Raw genomic sequence first — 15198 nt, forward strand, 5'->3', positions numbered from 1 at the left:
GGAAGAGACTAGTATATAGCAGAAGAAGTCTTTTCCAGGTTTTTTTATGTTGAAAAAACTGCATATTATCGAGCTATTTTTTATAGAAAATTAAGAGATGAAATCAGAGCTTTATGCTATAATCTATATAAATCGGGTGAAGCAGCTTCATACGACAGGGAAGCTGTTGAAAATTTCCGTAAAAAGAAGAAAAAGGATAGAACTGTTATGAAGCTAAAAACAAGAATCGTTCTGGGATTCACCATGATCATTCTTATGCCTCTGCTTCTGTTTGCCGCCACTTTGTATGGATTCAGCCAGTCACAGGCGCAGAAAGCACAGGCAGTGACTGAGAGCGATGGAACAGTATATGATATTTCCATAACAGACTCAGCCGACAGTCAGGGCAGGGTACATGTAATGGCCAAGGATTTGTTTATCAGTGCGTTTGTAATCCTGATCTCCGTTGCTTTGGTAGTTGGTCTTTGGGTATATCGCAGCATTGCCGTTCCATTGGTTAAATTAAAAAAAGCGACGCAGAATATAAAAGAGGGCAACCTGGATTTCGTTCTGGATGTAGAAGGAAAAGACGAATTTTCTGAGCTCTGTCAGGATTTCGAGGAAATGCGCCGCCGTCTGAAAGAATCTACAGAAGAAAAAAGCCTTATAGAAAAAGAGAACAGAGAGCTGATCAGCAACATTTCCCATGATCTGAAAACTCCGATCACAGCAGTGAAAGGATATGTAGAGGGAATCATGGATGGAGTGGCAGATACCCCTGAGAAAATGGATCGCTATGTCCGCACCATCTACAACAAGACAAATGAGATGGATCATCTGATCAACGAGCTGACTTTTTATTCCAAAATCGATACCAACCGCATTCCTTATACCTTTAGCAAACTAAATGTGGAAGATTATTTTGAAGATTGTTCAGAAGAAGTTGGTCTGGAACTTGAGACCAGGGGAATTGAGCTGGTTTATGCCAACTACGTGGAAAAAGACGTTATGGTAATTGCCGATGGGGAGCAGATCCGCCGCGTTATCCATAACATTATCAGCAACGCTATCAAATATATGGACAAGCCTAAAGGAATCATTCAGATCCGAATCAAGGATGTGGGTGATTTTATCCAGATTGAGATTGAGGACAATGGGAAAGGTATTGGCCCGAAAGATCTGCCTTATATTTTCGACCGTTTTTACCGTACAGATGTTTCGCGAAATTCTTCCAAAGGCGGAAGCGGAATCGGTCTTTCCATTGTAAAGAAAATTCTGGAGGACCATGGGGGAAAAGTATGGGCCACAAGCCGTCTTGGAATCGGCACGATCATGTATTTTGTACTTAGAAAATACCAGGAGGTACCAATGAAATGAGCAGAATTCTGATCATTGAAGATGAAGAAGCGATTGCAGAGCTTGAGAAAGACTATCTGGAGCTCTCAGGATTTGAAGTTATAATCTGCAACAGAGGCGATCTGGGGCTTAATATGGCATTGAAAGAAGATTTTGACCTGATTATTCTGGATCTGATGCTGCCGGAGATAGACGGGTTTGAAATCTGCCGCCAGGTAAGAGAAGCTAAGAATACTCCGATCATTATGGTTTCCGCGAAGAAAGATGATATTGACAAGATCCGCGGTCTTGGACTTGGGGCTGACGATTACATGACCAAGCCATTTAGCCCAAGCGAGCTTGTTGCCAGAGTAAAGGCACATATGGATCGCTATAACCGTCTGATCGGTTCCACCACGCAGAAGAACGACATTATTGAGATTCGTGGAATCAAGATCGACAAGACTGCCCGCCGCGTCTGGGTAAATGGCGAGGAGAAAACTTTTACCACCAAGGAATTTGATCTGCTCACATTCCTGGCCCAGAATCCAAACAGAGTTTTTACAAAGGAAGAGCTTTTCAGGGAAATCTGGGATATGGAATCGGTAGGTGATATTGCTACAGTTACGGTTCATATCAAGAAAATCCGTGAGAAAATTGAGTATAATAATGCCAAGCCGCAGTATATCGAGACCATCTGGGGCGTGGGATACAGATTTAAAGTGTGATAATTTCTGATTACAAAATGGTTGCTGTGAATGATATTATTTTGCTCAGATACTGTTATGATATTATTTTAGAGCGTGTTTGAAAAAGATGACATAATTTCTGAGAAAATTGAGAGGTAAAATGAGAAGACTATATAAAGAATTGGAGAACTACGGCAAATCCGACTTCTATCCTTTCCACATGCCAGGTCACAAGCGGAATAAGGCGTGCATAGAGGGAGATTTTCCCATTGAACGTGATATTACGGAAATAGACGGATTCGACGATCTGCATCATTCTGAGGGAATTTTACTTGAAGCGCAGAATGCCTTATCCAGAATGTACGGCACTAGGAAAAGTTTTTTTAGTGTCAACGGAAGTACAGCAGGAATTCTTACTGCCATTTCCGCATCTGTGAAAAAGGGTGGACAGATTCTGGTGGCCAGAAACTGTCATAAGGCTGTTTACCACGCAATATACCTCCGGGAACTGGTTCCCACATATATTTATCCACAATCTGACAACGATTTGGGGATAAATGGTTCAATTTCCGTATCCCGTGTGGAAAGATATCTTGAGGAAAATCCGAAAATCGAAGCAGTACTTATTACATCGCCTACTTATGATGGCGTGGTTTCAGATGTGCGTCAGATTGCGGAGGCTGTCCACAAATATGGAATTCCGCTGATCGTGGATGAAGCCCACGGTGCTCATTTCAGATTCTCTGACTATTTTCCCGTTTCAGCAGCAGATCTGGGAGCAGATGTGGTGATCCAGAGCTTTCACAAAACATTGCCGGCCATGACCCAGACTGCAGTGCTTCATCTGTGCAGTGAACGTGTAAGTGAGAAGCTGATCCGCAGATTTCTTGGAATTTATGAGACCAGCAGTCCGTCCTATATACTTATGTCCAGTCTGGATGCCTGTGTAGCGAAACTGGAAAAAGACAGCGGACGATTATTTGATGAATTTACGGAAAATCTGGAAGCCGCCCGCAGACAGCTTGGTCAGTGCAGGTATATACGTCTGTTACAGACACCGGAAGAGACTGGAGAAGAAAAGGACGAACAGGGCACAACAGAAATATTTGATTATGACCGCTCTAAGCTGATTCTGTCCACATTGCACAGCAGTTTAAATGGTCCGGAACTTGCGGGAATCCTTCGAAGAAAATATCATCTGGAAGTTGAGATGACTACAGAGAATTATGTGCTTGCACTGGCAGCAGTTGGAGACACCAGGGAAGGATTCCGGAGACTTTGCAAAGCTATAGAAGAAATCGACAGGCAGGAAGCTGAACTGGCAGAGAAGAGCAGGAATATAACAGAGAAAATAGCTGTTGGAAATTCAGATTATGTACCGGAAGTGGAAAGACAGAATTGTATTAAATGTAATTCTGAAGATTGTGAAAGCTGTGACAAAAAGGATACCCGCAGCGATGGCTTGCGAAATAAAAAATATGCCTGCAAGTGTGGTCATATGAAGCAGCTTATGTCCATTTCCAGGGCAATGGATGCCCCATCCCAGCTTTGTCTTCTGGAAGAAAGTGCAGGGAAAATTGCCGCAGAATTTGTATATCTTTATCCGCCGGGGATTCCCATTATTGTTCCAGGCGAACAGATTACTGGACTTTTTACAAGGAATGTGAGAAGATATATGGAGCAGGGACTGAATCTTCACGGTCTTTGCGGAGAAAATAACGAAACAATAAGCGTAGTAAAGGAGCAGGCAGAGGTGTAACCCCTGCCTGATACATTATGGGAAAAATATTTTACATTATGGGAAAAAGCGCGTCTGGTAAGGATCATATATATGCCAGGCTGGCAGCACATGAGGGATTGGGACTCAAGAAGCTGGTTCTTTATACGACCCGCCCAATCCGTGCAGAGGAAGAGAATGGTAAACAGTACTATTTCGTGGATGATAAAAAGCTGGAAGCATTTCGAAGCAGCGGAAATCTGATCGAGGCCAGAGCTTATCATACAGTACATGGAATATGGAACTATTTTACAGCAGATGACGGTCAGGTGGATTTGGAAAATGCTGACTATATGGGAATCGGTACACTTGAATCTTATGTGAAAATGAGAGAATACTATGGAAAAGAGAATGTTTGCCCTGTTTATATCGAAGTGGAGGACGGAGAGCGTCTTGCAAGAGCATTGAAAAGAGAGCGTGGTCAGGAGATACCCCGCTATGAGGAAATGTGCAGAAGATTTCTTGCAGATCAGGAGGATTTTTCCGAAGAAAAAATTGCTGCTGCCGGGATTACGAGAAAATTCCAGAATGTTGATCTGGAGGAATGTGTAGAGGAAATTGCTGAATATATAAAACATGCGTAAAAAGTATAAAGTATGATTTCTGTGCATCGCGAAGCGTGTTACTGGTCACGGAGTGCGCAGTAACATTTTTTGTTGATAAGTGAATAAATTCACAAAAAACTATAGCATGATTTTGTCGTACATGATAGAATTAAAGGGTAAATACATTTAGAGTGTATTTGTACAAAATAAGCTATGCAGGGTTGCAGAACGCAGCCTTTGACAATAGCGAAAATGATAGGGTGAGGTGATTCCGATGTTAGGGTTTAACGACATTATAGGACATGAAGAGATAATCAGACATTTGAAGAATGCCATACAGACAGAGAAAGTGTCCCATTCGTATATTTTTACAGGTGACCCTGGTTCTGGAAAGAAATTGCTGGCAGGAACCTATGCGATGACATTGCAGTGTGAAGAGGGCGGTACGGAGCCTTGCGGACATTGTGATTCCTGCAAGAAGGCAATCGGTAAGAATCACCCGGATATCATTATGGTGACCCATGAGAAGCCAAATGTGATTACAATTGACGAAATCAGGGAACAGATTATCAATGATGTGGATATTAAGCCATACTGCAGCCCATACAAGGTTTATATTGTGGCAAATGCAGAGCTGATGAATCCCCAGGCACAGAATGCTCTTCTGAAGACCATTGAAGAGCCGCCGGAATATGCAGTTATCATGCTTCTCACAAGCAATATTGATGCTCTGCTGCCGACCATTCGTTCCAGATGTGTACGTCTGGATCTGAAGGTTGTAGATGACGGTCTGGTAAAGAAGTACCTGATGGAACATCTCCATATACCGGATTATCAGGCTGAGATCGATGCTTCCTATGCTCATGGCAGTATTGGCAGAGCGAAACAGGTAGCTACTTCCCAGGAGTTTGCAGATATGACCCAGAATGCACTCCGCATCCTGAAGAATGCAGACGGAATGGAAGTATATGAGCTTACAGAAGCAATCAAGGAGCTTTCCAATGATAAGCAGAACATCAGTGACTATCTGGATCTTTTCCAGTTCTGGTTCCGTGATGTACTGATGTTTAAGGCTACACGGGAAGTTGATAATCTTGTATTTAAGCAGGAAATAAATTATATAAGGGAACAGGCAAGCCAGCGTTCCTATGAGAACCTGGAGAAGATTCTGGATGCACTGGAGAAAACAAAAGTACGTCTTCGTGCCAATGTAAATACAGAACTTGCTCTTGAGCTTCTGTTCCTTACAATCAGGGAGAAATAGAATGGCAAAAGTAGTAGGCGTAAGATTTCGGAATGTAGGTAAGATCTATTACTTCAATCCGAAGAACTATAAAGTGAAACCGGGCGATCATGTAATTGTGGAGACTGCCCGCGGTGTTGAGTATGGAAAGGTGGTGCTTGCACCTAAGGATGTGGTGGATGACCAGGTGGTACATCCTTTGAAGGAAGTGCTTCGTGTGGCTACCAAAGACGATGATGAAAGAGAGAAGTATAACAGGGAGCGTGAGAGGGACGCTTTCAAGATCTGCCAGAAGAAGATTCGCGAGCATGGACTTGAGATGAAGCTGATTGACGCAGAGTATACTTTTGATAACAATAAAGTGTTGTTTTACTTTACAGCAGACGGCAGAATTGATTTTCGCCAGCTGGTAAAGGATCTTGCATCTATTTTTAAGACAAGAATTGAACTTCGCCAGATTGGTGTAAGAGATGAAACAAAAATTCTTGGAGGAATCGGTATCTGCGGCAGATGTCTCTGCTGTCATACTTATCTTTCCGAGTTTGCACCTGTATCCATCCGAATGGCCAAGGAACAGAATCTCTCTCTGAACCAGACGAAGATTTCAGGTGTATGCGGAAGACTGATGTGCTGTCTGAAGAATGAGCAGGAGACCTATGAGGAGCTGAATCGCAGACTTCCGGGAATCGGAGATACGGTAACTACTCCAGACGGAATCCAGGGCAATGTACAGAGTGTAAATGTACTCCGCCAGCTTGTAAAGGTAGTAGTAGAAATTGGTGATGAGAAAGAAATTCAGGAATTCCCTGTAGGCGAACTGAAATTCCGTTCCAGAAAAAAGAAAGTAAAAGTCTCTGAACAGGAATTAAAGGAACTGAAGGATCTTGAAGATAAAAAGGGAGATTCCAAATTAGATGATTAATGATCTTGTGAAGGAGAATGAGCGGGTAGATGATCTGCAGAATGGCTATTATATCATTCAGGATCCCCGGAAATTCTGCTTCGGTATGGACGCTGTTCTTTTATCTGGGTTTGCCAGAGTGAAGAAGGGAGAGAAGGTTCTCGATATGGGAACGGGAACTGGTATTATTCCGGTACTCCTTGCTTCCAAGACTGTGGGAGAGCATTTCACAGGTCTGGAAATCCAGGAAGAGTGTGCTGAAATGGCGGCAAGAAGTGTGAAATACAATAACCTGGAGGACAGGGTCAGTATCAGACAAGGTGATATTAAGGAGGCTGTCAGTATTTTCGGGGCAGCTTCTTTTCATGTTGTCACCTGCAATCCGCCCTATATGATCGGGCAGCATGGACTGACCAATCCGCATATGCCAAAGGCAATCGCCCGACATGAGATCCTTTGTACTCTTGAGGATGTGGTAAGCCAGGCTTCGAAGCTTCTTGGAGACAGAGGACGTTTTTACATGGTACACAGACCGTTCAGACTGACAGAAATTATGCAGGTTTTGACGAAATATAAGCTGGAGCCTAAGCGTATGCAGCTTGTTTATCCATACATTGACAGGGAGCCTAATATGGTGCTCATAGAAGCCCTGAAAGGCGGCAATTCCCGGATTACTGTGGAAAGACCGCTGATCGTGTATGAGAAGCCGGGAGTCTATACAAAGGACATTCTGGAAATGTACGATATGATTTAAAAAGATCGCAAATAAAAAATGAAAAACAGATGATTGCAGAAGGGAGAAAAATATGAGTGGTAAATTATATCTATGTGCCACGCCAATCGGAAATCTGGAGGATATTACGCTTCGCGTGCTCCGTGTTCTGAAGGAAGTGGATCTGATCGCTGCGGAAGACACCCGCAACAGTATCAAGCTTCTCAATCATTTTGACATAAAAACTCCAATGACCAGTTACCATGAGTACAACAAAGTGGAGAAAGCCTACACCCTCATTGAGAAAATGCAGGAGGGTCTGAATGTGGCTCTGATCACAGATGCGGGAACACCTGGAATTTCTGACCCAGGGGAAGTATTGGCTGCTATGTGTTACGATGCCGGAATTGAAGTAACTTCGCTTCCAGGCCCGGCAGCATGCATCACGGCTCTTACCCTGTCCGGACTTTCCACCCGCAGATTTGCATTCGAGGCCTTTTTACCTCCGGATAAAAAAGAGAGGAAAGCCATTCTGGAAGAGTTGAAAAACGAAACCCGCACCATCATCCTTTATGAGGCACCCCATCACTTGGTTGGTACCCTGCAGGAATTGTACCAGGCTCTTGGAAACCGCAGAATGACTCTTTGCCGTGAGCTTACCAAGAAGTATGAAACGGCATTTCGGACAACAATCGAAGATCTGATTGCTTTTTACAAAGATCAGAAGCCCCTTGGAGAGTGTGTCCTGGTGATCGAGGGCAGAAGCCGAAAGGAAATGGAACAGGAGTCACAGGAATCCTGGAGAGACATCTCCATTGAGGAACATATGGCGATTTATGAGAATCAGGGGATCGCACGCAAAGAGGCAATGAAGATGGTTGCAAAGGATCGAGGTGTGACAAAAAGAGATATTTACCAGGCGCTTTTGCTGCAAAAATAGAGAAGAAACTGTTCTGGCAGGTGTTATTCCTGACAAGCAGACATATAGGGGGAGATAAGGCGTATTTTTGACGGATATCCGTTGAAAATACGCCGTTTTTTTTACATCTTGAAATGGCTTTTAACTGGCAAAAACGGGGATTTTGTGCTATAATAAATCTGTATTTTTATGCGCAAAAACAGGAATGAGATTTGGCAGCAGAAATGAGCCGTAAATTCCTGTAACTTTTTAATAGATCATAACAGGAGGAATATCATGGGCGAAACAAATACAGAATACGGAGCGGACCAAATCCAGATTCTGGAGGGTCTGGAAGCCGTACGTAAGAGACCTGGTATGTACATTGGAAGTACATCCAGCCGTGGTCTCCATCATCTTGTATACGAAATCGTGGACAATGCCGTAGATGAGGCACTGGCTGGTTACTGTACAGAAATAAATGTAGCGATCAATCCTGATAACTCCATCACAGTTGTAGACAATGGACGAGGCATTCCGGTAGGAATCAATCATAAAGCCGGCATTCCAGCTGTAGAGGTGGTATTTACCATTCTTCATGCCGGCGGTAAGTTTGGCGGTGGAGGATACAAGGTATCAGGAGGTCTTCACGGAGTAGGTGCATCCGTTGTTAATGCACTTTCTGAATGGCTTGAAGTATCAATCTGCAGAGATGGAAAGAGATATGAGCAGCGTTACGAGCGTGGTAAGACAATGTATCCGCTTAAGGAAGTTGGAGAATGTGGTGATTCTACCGGAACTACTGTTACTTTTCTCCCGGACAAGCAGATATTCGAGGAGACTGTATACGATTACGATATCCTGAAACAGCGTCTCCGTGAAATGGCTTTTCTTACCAAAGGTCTGAAGATCATTCTTACTGACAAGCGGGAAGGTATGGAAAGGGAGAAAACTTTCCACTATGAAGGTGGTATCCGTGAATTTGTAACTTATCTGAACAGAAGTAAAGAAGCTCTTTATCCGGAGATCATTTACTGCGAGGGTGAGAAGGACGGTGTGGCGGTTGAAGTTGCCATGCAGCACAATGATTCTTATACAGAGAATACTTACGGATTTGTAAACAATATTAATACTCCTGAAGGCGGTACCCATATTACTGGTTTCAGAAATGCCATTACAAACACATTTAACGATTACGCCAGAAAGAATAAGCTTCTCAAGGACAGCGAGCCAAACCTTTCCGGTGATGATATCCGAGAAGGCCTGACAGCTATTGTCAGCGTTAAAATTGGCAATCCGCAGTTTGAAGGCCAGACGAAGCAGAAACTTGGCAACAGTGAGGCCAGAGGAGCTGTGGACAGTGTTGTAAGCAAACAGCTTGAGATTTTTCTGGAACAGAATCCTGCTGTAGCCAAGGCGACCGTAGAGAAGTCTGTACTTGCCCAGAGAGCCAGAGAGGCAGCGCGTAAGGCACGAGATCTTACAAGAAGGAAGTCTGCCCTTGACAGTATGTCCCTTCCAGGCAAGCTTGCCGATTGCTCGGACAAGAATCCGGAAAATTGCGAAATCTATATCGTAGAGGGAGATTCTGCGGGTGGTTCTGCGAAGACAGCACGTAACCGTGCTACACAGGCTATTCTTCCTCTTCGTGGAAAAATCCTGAACGTAGAGAAAGCCCGTCTGGACAAGATTTATGCAAACAAAGAGATCAAGGCTATGATCACAGCCTTTGGCACTGGTATTCATGATGATTTCGATATTTCCAAACTGAGATATCACAAGATCATCATTATGACTGATGCCGATGTTGACGGTGCCCACATTGCCACACTGCTTCTTACATTCCTGTACAGATTTATGCCGGAACTGATCAAGCAGGGCTATGTATATCTGGCACAGCCGCCGCTGTACAAGATCGAGAAGAACAAGAAGGTATGGTACGCTTATGATGACGATGAGCTGAACGCCATCCTTACAGAGATAGGACGAGACTCCAACAATAAGATCCAGCGTTACAAAGGTCTGGGAGAGATGGATGCAGAGCAGCTTTGGGAAACTACCATGGATCCGGAGAAGCGTATTCTTCTCCGCGTTACAATGGATGAGGCAGCTACCTCCGAAATTGACCTTGTATTTACCACACTTATGGGTGACAAGGTAGAACCAAGACGTGAATTTATCGAAGAGAATGCACGCTTTGTAAAGAATCTGGATATCTAGGGGAGATAGAACAATATGGATGACAAGATTTTTGACCAGGTCCATGATGTGGATCTGGAGAAAACCATGAAAGAATCTTACATCGAATATGCTATGAGCGTTATTGCTTCAAGAGCGCTTCCTGATGTAAGAGATGGTTTGAAACCGGTACAGCGTAGAGTGCTGTATTCTATGATCGAATTGAACAACGGTCCGGATAAGCCACATCGTAAATGTGCCCGTATCGTTGGTGATACCATGGGTAAGTATCATCCTCATGGTGACAGCTCTATTTACGGAGCACTTGTAAATATGGCACAGGACTGGTCTTTCCGCTATACTCTTGTTGACGGACATGGAAACTTCGGTTCTGTGGACGGCGACGGCGCAGCTGCCATGCGATACACTGAGGCCCGCCTGAGCAAAATTTCCATGGAGATGCTTGCTGACATTAATAAAGATACTGTAGACTTCCAGCCAAACTTTGATGAAACTGAGAGAGAGCCAAAGGTGCTTCCTTCCAGGTTCCCGAACCTGCTGGTCAATGGTACTACAGGTATTGCTGTTGGTATGGCTACCAATATTCCGCCTCACAATCTTCGTGAGGTTATTAATGCTGTTGTAAAAATTATTGACAATACCATCGAGGAGCAGAGAGAAACCACAATTGAAGAGCTTCTTGACGTTGTAAAAGGTCCGGATTTCCCTACAGGAGCTACTATTCTCGGAAGAAGGGGAATCGAGGAGGCATACCGCACAGGCCGCGGAAAGATCCGTGTACGTGCAGTATCAAATATTGAGACCTTACCAAATGGAAAATCACGTATTATCGTTACGGAGCTTCCCTATCTGGTAAATAAAGCCCGGCTGATCGAGAAGATCGCAGAGCTTGTCCGTGATAAAAAGATTGATGGAATTACTGACCTGAATGATCATTCCAGCCGTGAGGGAATGCGTATTTGTATTGACCTGCGTAAAGATGCCAATGCAAATGTTGTTCTGAATCAGCTGTACAAGCATACCCAGCTGCAAGATACTTTTGGCGTTATTATGCTTTGCGTGGTACCTCAGGGCGACAGCCTTGTACCAAAGGTACTGAATCTGAAAGAACTTCTGGAGCATTATCTGGCTCATCAGGAGGACGTTGTTACCAGAAGAACCAAATATGATCTGAATAAAGCACAGGAACGTGCCCACATTTTGGAAGGCTTGCTGAAAGCCCTGGATAATATCGACGAAGTTATCAGAATCATTCGTGCTGCCCGCAATGTTCAGATTGCGAAGCAGGAATTGATGGACAGATTTGAACTGACGGATGTGCAGGCTCAGGCTATTGTAGATATGCGTCTGAGAGCTCTCACCGGTTTGGAAAGAGAGAAGCTGGAAGCAGAATATGCAGAATTAGAAGAGAAGATCCGCAAATTCCTGGCAATTCTTGCAGACAGAAATCTCCTTCTTCGTGTTGTAAGGGAAGAAATCCTCGCAATCGCTGACAAATACGGCGATGAGAGAAGAACTGCCATCGGATATGATGTCTATGATCTTTCCACAGAAGATCTGATTCCAAGGGAAAATACGGTCATTACTATGACAAAACTTGGTTATATCAAGAGAATGACTGTAGATAATTTCCGCAGCCAGAACAGAGGCGGACGTGGAATCAAGGGAATGCAGACCATAGATGACGATTATATCGAAGAACTGCTTATGACTACTACTCACCATTATCTGATGTTCTTTACCAATACAGGACGTGTATACAGACTAAAAGCATACGAGATCCCTGAGGCAGGAAGAACTGCAAGAGGTACTGCAATTGTCAATCTTCTGCAGCTTATGCCAGGTGAGCGCATTACATCTGTTATTCCTATGCGTAAATTCGAAGAAGGCAAGTATCTGGTTATGGCAACTAAGGCTGGTCTTGTGAAGAAGACACCTATGGAAGAATATGCAAATGTACGTAAGACAGGTCTTGTGGCAATCACACTTCGTGATGATGATGAGCTTATTGAAGTTAAGGCTACAGACGATACAAAAGATATTATGCTTGTGACGAAAGACGGTATGTGCATCCGTTTCAAGGAGACTGATGTAAGAAGTACCGGAAGAAGCTCCATGGGTGTTCGGGGTATGAATCTTGATCCTGGAGATGAGGTTGTGGCAATGCAGCTGAATTCTCAGGGAGATTACCTGCTTGTAGTATCTGAAAATGGTATGGGCAAACGTACAGCTATGAGTGAATTTACCTGCCAGAACCGTGGAGGTAAGGGTGTGAAGTGTTACAAGATCACCGAGAAAACCGGTAATGTGATTGGTGCTAAAGCTGTCAATGAAGAAAACGAGATTATGATGATCACTACAGAAGGAATCATTATTCGTATTACCTGTGCTGGAATTTCTATTCTTGGAAGAATCACTTCCGGAGTGAAGCTGATCAATCTGGATGAGGGTGTAACAGTGGCAAGTCTTGCCAAGGTTCGCGAGAAAGCAGAGGGAAATACGGAGAACGGCAGCAGTGAGGAGCCGACTGAGGAGACTGAGGAAGTTTTTGAAGAAGAGGATTCACAGGATACAAATGATGCAGAATAAAGGAATCTGTGAAGTATGAAAAAAAGAACCAGAATTTTAATCCTGGGTATTGCCATGATGTTTATCATGGCAATGTCCGGATGCGGCGTAAATCATAAATCGCCGGAGGGAGTAGTGGAAGCCCTCATAAAGAATTATGTAAGCGGAAGTGAGAAGAAGGTGAAGCAGTGTTATTCTCAGGAAAAGGATACCAATGAACTTCTACAGAATGAGATTGATGCTACTTTAAAATATTTTGCTGCTCATAATCCAACAAAAGTAAAAGTAGAACAGTGCGATATTCTTTCCGAAAACGGCGATTATACTTACGTGTACATTATTTACAATCTGGTATTGGAAAATGACCAGGAGTATCCATGCGTAGGAACCTATATGACGGAGAAAAAAGATGGTAAATACTATGTAATGTCACCTTCCGAGATCACAGATGATCTGCGGAATCAGGCTGCAGATGACTATGCCAAGTTTATGACTGCAGATTCTTATAAGACTTATACGAAAGCATACAATGTATTTATCAAAAAGAACCCGGGGTATGAGGAGAAAATTGCGAATAAGCTGGATGCAGAGTAGAAGGGAGGCTGCTGCAGGATGATTGAATCTTGCAGTGGCCCTTTTTCATATCGTGATTTGATATGGAACCGAAAAATATTTTTATCGCACTGGGGAGTTTTGCATAGAGGAAAGGAGCTTGGAAATGAAAAGAATCATTGTAATGGTACTGAAGAATATTATATTCGTACCATATTATTGGATCATGCTGAACTGGTATGCTGTGCATGTGGATAAATACACAGAGGAACAGCGCTATGCCATGTTGAAAAAAATTGACCATGCAGCTAATCGTGGAGGAAATCTTCATATAGACGGCCATGGAGTAGAAAATATACCTTCGCAAAATGGGTTTATGTTTTATCCGAATCACCAGGGATTGTATGACGTGCTTGCCATAATGGAGGTCTGCCCGGTACCTTTTTCAGTAGTTGCAAAGAAGGAAGTTGGAAATGTACCGTTTTTGAAGCAGGTATTTTCATGTATGAAGGCATTTTTGATTGACAGGGAAGATATTAAACAATCTATGCAGGTGATCATTAATGTAACGAAAGAAGTAAAAGCAGGAAGAAATTATCTCATTTTTGCAGAAGGGACCAGAAGCAAAAATGGAAACCATCCTCAGGAATTTAAAGGCGGAAGTTTTAAGGCTGCCATGAAAGCAAAATGTCCGATTGTACCGGTTACATTGATTGATTCTTATAAAGCATTTGATACCGGTTCTGCAAAAATGCTGAATGTTCAAGTGCATTTTCTGAAGCCCATGGAATATGAAGAATATAAAGATATGAAATCAACTGAGATTGCCGCAGAGGTAAAAAGAAGAATTGAAGAGACTATCCGGGCGAATGAAAATAGTAACTGTTCACTTCGTAACCAGTAAACGCTTCGCGATGCACAGAAATCATGCATTTGCATGATTTCGCACCGAAATTCTCATAAAAAATAAAAAACTTAAAAAAGATGTTGACAAGAAGTGATCTTTTAAGTATAATAACAAATGCGCTACGAAAGATGCGCAACTCCACAATTTAACATTGGTTAAGTAGTTCGGAGACTGGAGAAGTACTCAAGAGGCCGAAGAGGTGCCCCTGCTAAGGGTATAGGTCGTTAACGCGGCGCGAGGGTTCAAATCCCTCCTTCTCCGCTTTTGATTTTTTAAAATTTTAAATTAAAAAAATCAAAAAAGTGGTTGACAAAGCTTTCTACTTGTGGTAAAGTGGACAAGTCGTCAATAAAGACAAAAAACTTCATCAAAAAAGTTTTGAAAAAACTTAAAAAAGTTCTTGACAAACAAAAAGAGATGAGGTAAAATAAACAAGCTGTCGCAAAGAAATGACAGCGGAACAACCTTGATAACTAAACAGTGAAACACATACGATTCTCGAAAATTCTTAACGAATCATCATTCAAATGAATGAACTTTTTATAACAGTAATGACGAGAGATAACTAAGCTAGTTGGTTGTCTTGAGTACATCAAACACTTTATCAGAGAGTTTGATCCTGGCTCAGGATGAACGCTGGCGGCGTGCTTAACACATGCAAGTCGAACGGGAAACATTTTATTGAAGCTTCGGCAGATTTAGATTGTTTCTAGTGGCGGACGGGTGAGTAACGCGTGGGTAACCTGCCTTATACTGGGGGATAACAGCCAGAAATGGCTGCTAATACCGCATAAGCGCACAGAACCGCATGGTTCGGTGTGAAAAACTCCGGTGGTATAAGATGGACCCGCGTTGGATTAGCTAGTTGGCAGGGCAGCGGCCTACCAAGGCGA

Annotated in this window: 12 protein-coding genes, 1 tRNA gene and 1 rRNA gene; all 14 read left to right on the top strand. The window is 43.1% G+C overall.

Features of this window, described 5'->3' with window-relative positions; genetic code table 11:
- Positions 1-207 precede the first annotated feature (207 nt).
- Entirely contained in the window at positions 208-1356 is a 1149-nt protein-coding gene (locus AB5642_RS10580; RefSeq protein WP_195392122.1) for a cell wall metabolism sensor histidine kinase WalK, read from the top strand.
- On the top strand, positions 1353-2042 hold the full coding sequence (locus tag AB5642_RS10585) for a response regulator transcription factor (RefSeq protein WP_118580859.1): 690 nt from the start codon (positions 1353-1355) through the stop codon (positions 2040-2042). The genes AB5642_RS10580 and AB5642_RS10585 overlap by 4 nt, the downstream gene beginning before the upstream one ends.
- 121 nt (positions 2043-2163) lie before the next feature.
- Positions 2164-3762, top strand: coding sequence for an aminotransferase class I/II-fold pyridoxal phosphate-dependent enzyme (locus tag AB5642_RS10590; protein ID WP_243252211.1), 1599 nt, complete (start codon positions 2164-2166; stop codon positions 3760-3762).
- A gap of 17 nt (positions 3763-3779) precedes the next feature.
- On the top strand, positions 3780-4364 hold the full coding sequence (locus AB5642_RS10595; RefSeq protein WP_195380219.1) for a guanylate kinase: 585 nt from the start codon (positions 3780-3782) through the stop codon (positions 4362-4364).
- Between the two features lie 235 nt (positions 4365-4599).
- Entirely contained in the window at positions 4600-5589 is a 990-nt protein-coding gene (gene holB, locus AB5642_RS10600) for a DNA polymerase III subunit delta' (protein WP_195392123.1), read from the top strand.
- A 1-nt stretch (position 5590) separates the two neighbouring features.
- Complete coding sequence (locus AB5642_RS10605) at positions 5591-6490, top strand: stage 0 sporulation family protein (protein WP_118580868.1); 900 nt, start codon at positions 5591-5593, stop codon at positions 6488-6490.
- The gene (locus AB5642_RS10610; RefSeq protein ID WP_195392124.1) at positions 6483-7223 is read left to right on the top strand and encodes a tRNA1(Val) (adenine(37)-N6)-methyltransferase; all 741 of its coding nucleotides are present in this window, start codon (positions 6483-6485) and stop codon (positions 7221-7223) included. The genes AB5642_RS10605 and AB5642_RS10610 overlap by 8 nt, the downstream gene beginning before the upstream one ends.
- A 52-nt stretch (positions 7224-7275) precedes the next feature.
- Positions 7276-8121 (top strand): 16S rRNA (cytidine(1402)-2'-O)-methyltransferase, encoded by an 846-nt coding sequence (rsmI, locus tag AB5642_RS10615; RefSeq protein ID WP_118580874.1) that lies wholly within the window; start codon positions 7276-7278, stop codon positions 8119-8121.
- A gap of 255 nt (positions 8122-8376) precedes the next feature.
- Positions 8377-10299 (top strand): DNA topoisomerase (ATP-hydrolyzing) subunit B, encoded by a 1923-nt coding sequence (gene gyrB / locus AB5642_RS10620; protein ID WP_148463034.1) that lies wholly within the window; start codon positions 8377-8379, stop codon positions 10297-10299.
- Between the two features lie 15 nt (positions 10300-10314).
- Positions 10315-12867 (top strand): DNA gyrase subunit A, encoded by a 2553-nt coding sequence (gyrA, locus tag AB5642_RS10625; protein WP_173716663.1) that lies wholly within the window; start codon positions 10315-10317, stop codon positions 12865-12867.
- A gap of 15 nt (positions 12868-12882) precedes the next feature.
- The gene (locus AB5642_RS10630; protein WP_173716664.1) at positions 12883-13440 is read left to right on the top strand and encodes a hypothetical protein; all 558 of its coding nucleotides are present in this window, start codon (positions 12883-12885) and stop codon (positions 13438-13440) included.
- Between the two features lie 124 nt (positions 13441-13564).
- Complete coding sequence (locus tag AB5642_RS10635; protein ID WP_195392125.1) at positions 13565-14302, top strand: 1-acyl-sn-glycerol-3-phosphate acyltransferase; 738 nt, start codon at positions 13565-13567, stop codon at positions 14300-14302.
- 176 nt (positions 14303-14478) lie between these two features.
- Positions 14479-14566: transfer RNA gene (locus AB5642_RS10640), tRNA-Ser, on the top strand.
- Between the two features lie 340 nt (positions 14567-14906).
- Positions 14907-15198, top strand: a 16S ribosomal RNA gene (locus AB5642_RS10645); the annotation flags it as partial.

The sequence above is a fragment of the Ruminococcus sp. 1001136sp1_2201st1_G3_2201SCRN_220225 genome (assembly GCF_040924365.1).
Taxonomy (GTDB): Bacteria; Bacillota; Clostridia; order Lachnospirales; family Lachnospiraceae; genus Blautia_A; species Blautia_A faecis.

What these genes read in the sequence shown, in the direction of transcription:
- AB5642_RS10580 (WP_195392122.1), top strand. Translation starts at nt 208, where the DNA reads ATGAAGCTAAAAACAAGAATCGTTCTGGGATTCACCATGATCATTCTT.
- AB5642_RS10585 (WP_118580859.1), top strand. Translation starts at nt 1,353, where the DNA reads ATGAGCAGAATTCTGATCATTGAAGATGAAGAAGCGATTGCAGAGCTT.
- AB5642_RS10590 (WP_243252211.1), top strand. Translation starts at nt 2,164, where the DNA reads ATGAGAAGACTATATAAAGAATTGGAGAACTACGGCAAATCCGACTTC.
- AB5642_RS10595 (WP_195380219.1), top strand. Translation starts at nt 3,780, where the DNA reads ATGGGAAAAATATTTTACATTATGGGAAAAAGCGCGTCTGGTAAGGAT.
- holB (WP_195392123.1), top strand. Translation starts at nt 4,600, where the DNA reads ATGTTAGGGTTTAACGACATTATAGGACATGAAGAGATAATCAGACAT.
- AB5642_RS10605 (WP_118580868.1), top strand. Translation starts at nt 5,591, where the DNA reads ATGGCAAAAGTAGTAGGCGTAAGATTTCGGAATGTAGGTAAGATCTAT.
- AB5642_RS10610 (WP_195392124.1), top strand. Translation starts at nt 6,483, where the DNA reads ATGATTAATGATCTTGTGAAGGAGAATGAGCGGGTAGATGATCTGCAG.
- rsmI (WP_118580874.1), top strand. Translation starts at nt 7,276, where the DNA reads ATGAGTGGTAAATTATATCTATGTGCCACGCCAATCGGAAATCTGGAG.
- gyrB (WP_148463034.1), top strand. Translation starts at nt 8,377, where the DNA reads ATGGGCGAAACAAATACAGAATACGGAGCGGACCAAATCCAGATTCTG.
- gyrA (WP_173716663.1), top strand. Translation starts at nt 10,315, where the DNA reads ATGGATGACAAGATTTTTGACCAGGTCCATGATGTGGATCTGGAGAAA.
- AB5642_RS10630 (WP_173716664.1), top strand. Translation starts at nt 12,883, where the DNA reads ATGAAAAAAAGAACCAGAATTTTAATCCTGGGTATTGCCATGATGTTT.
- AB5642_RS10635 (WP_195392125.1), top strand. Translation starts at nt 13,565, where the DNA reads ATGAAAAGAATCATTGTAATGGTACTGAAGAATATTATATTCGTACCA.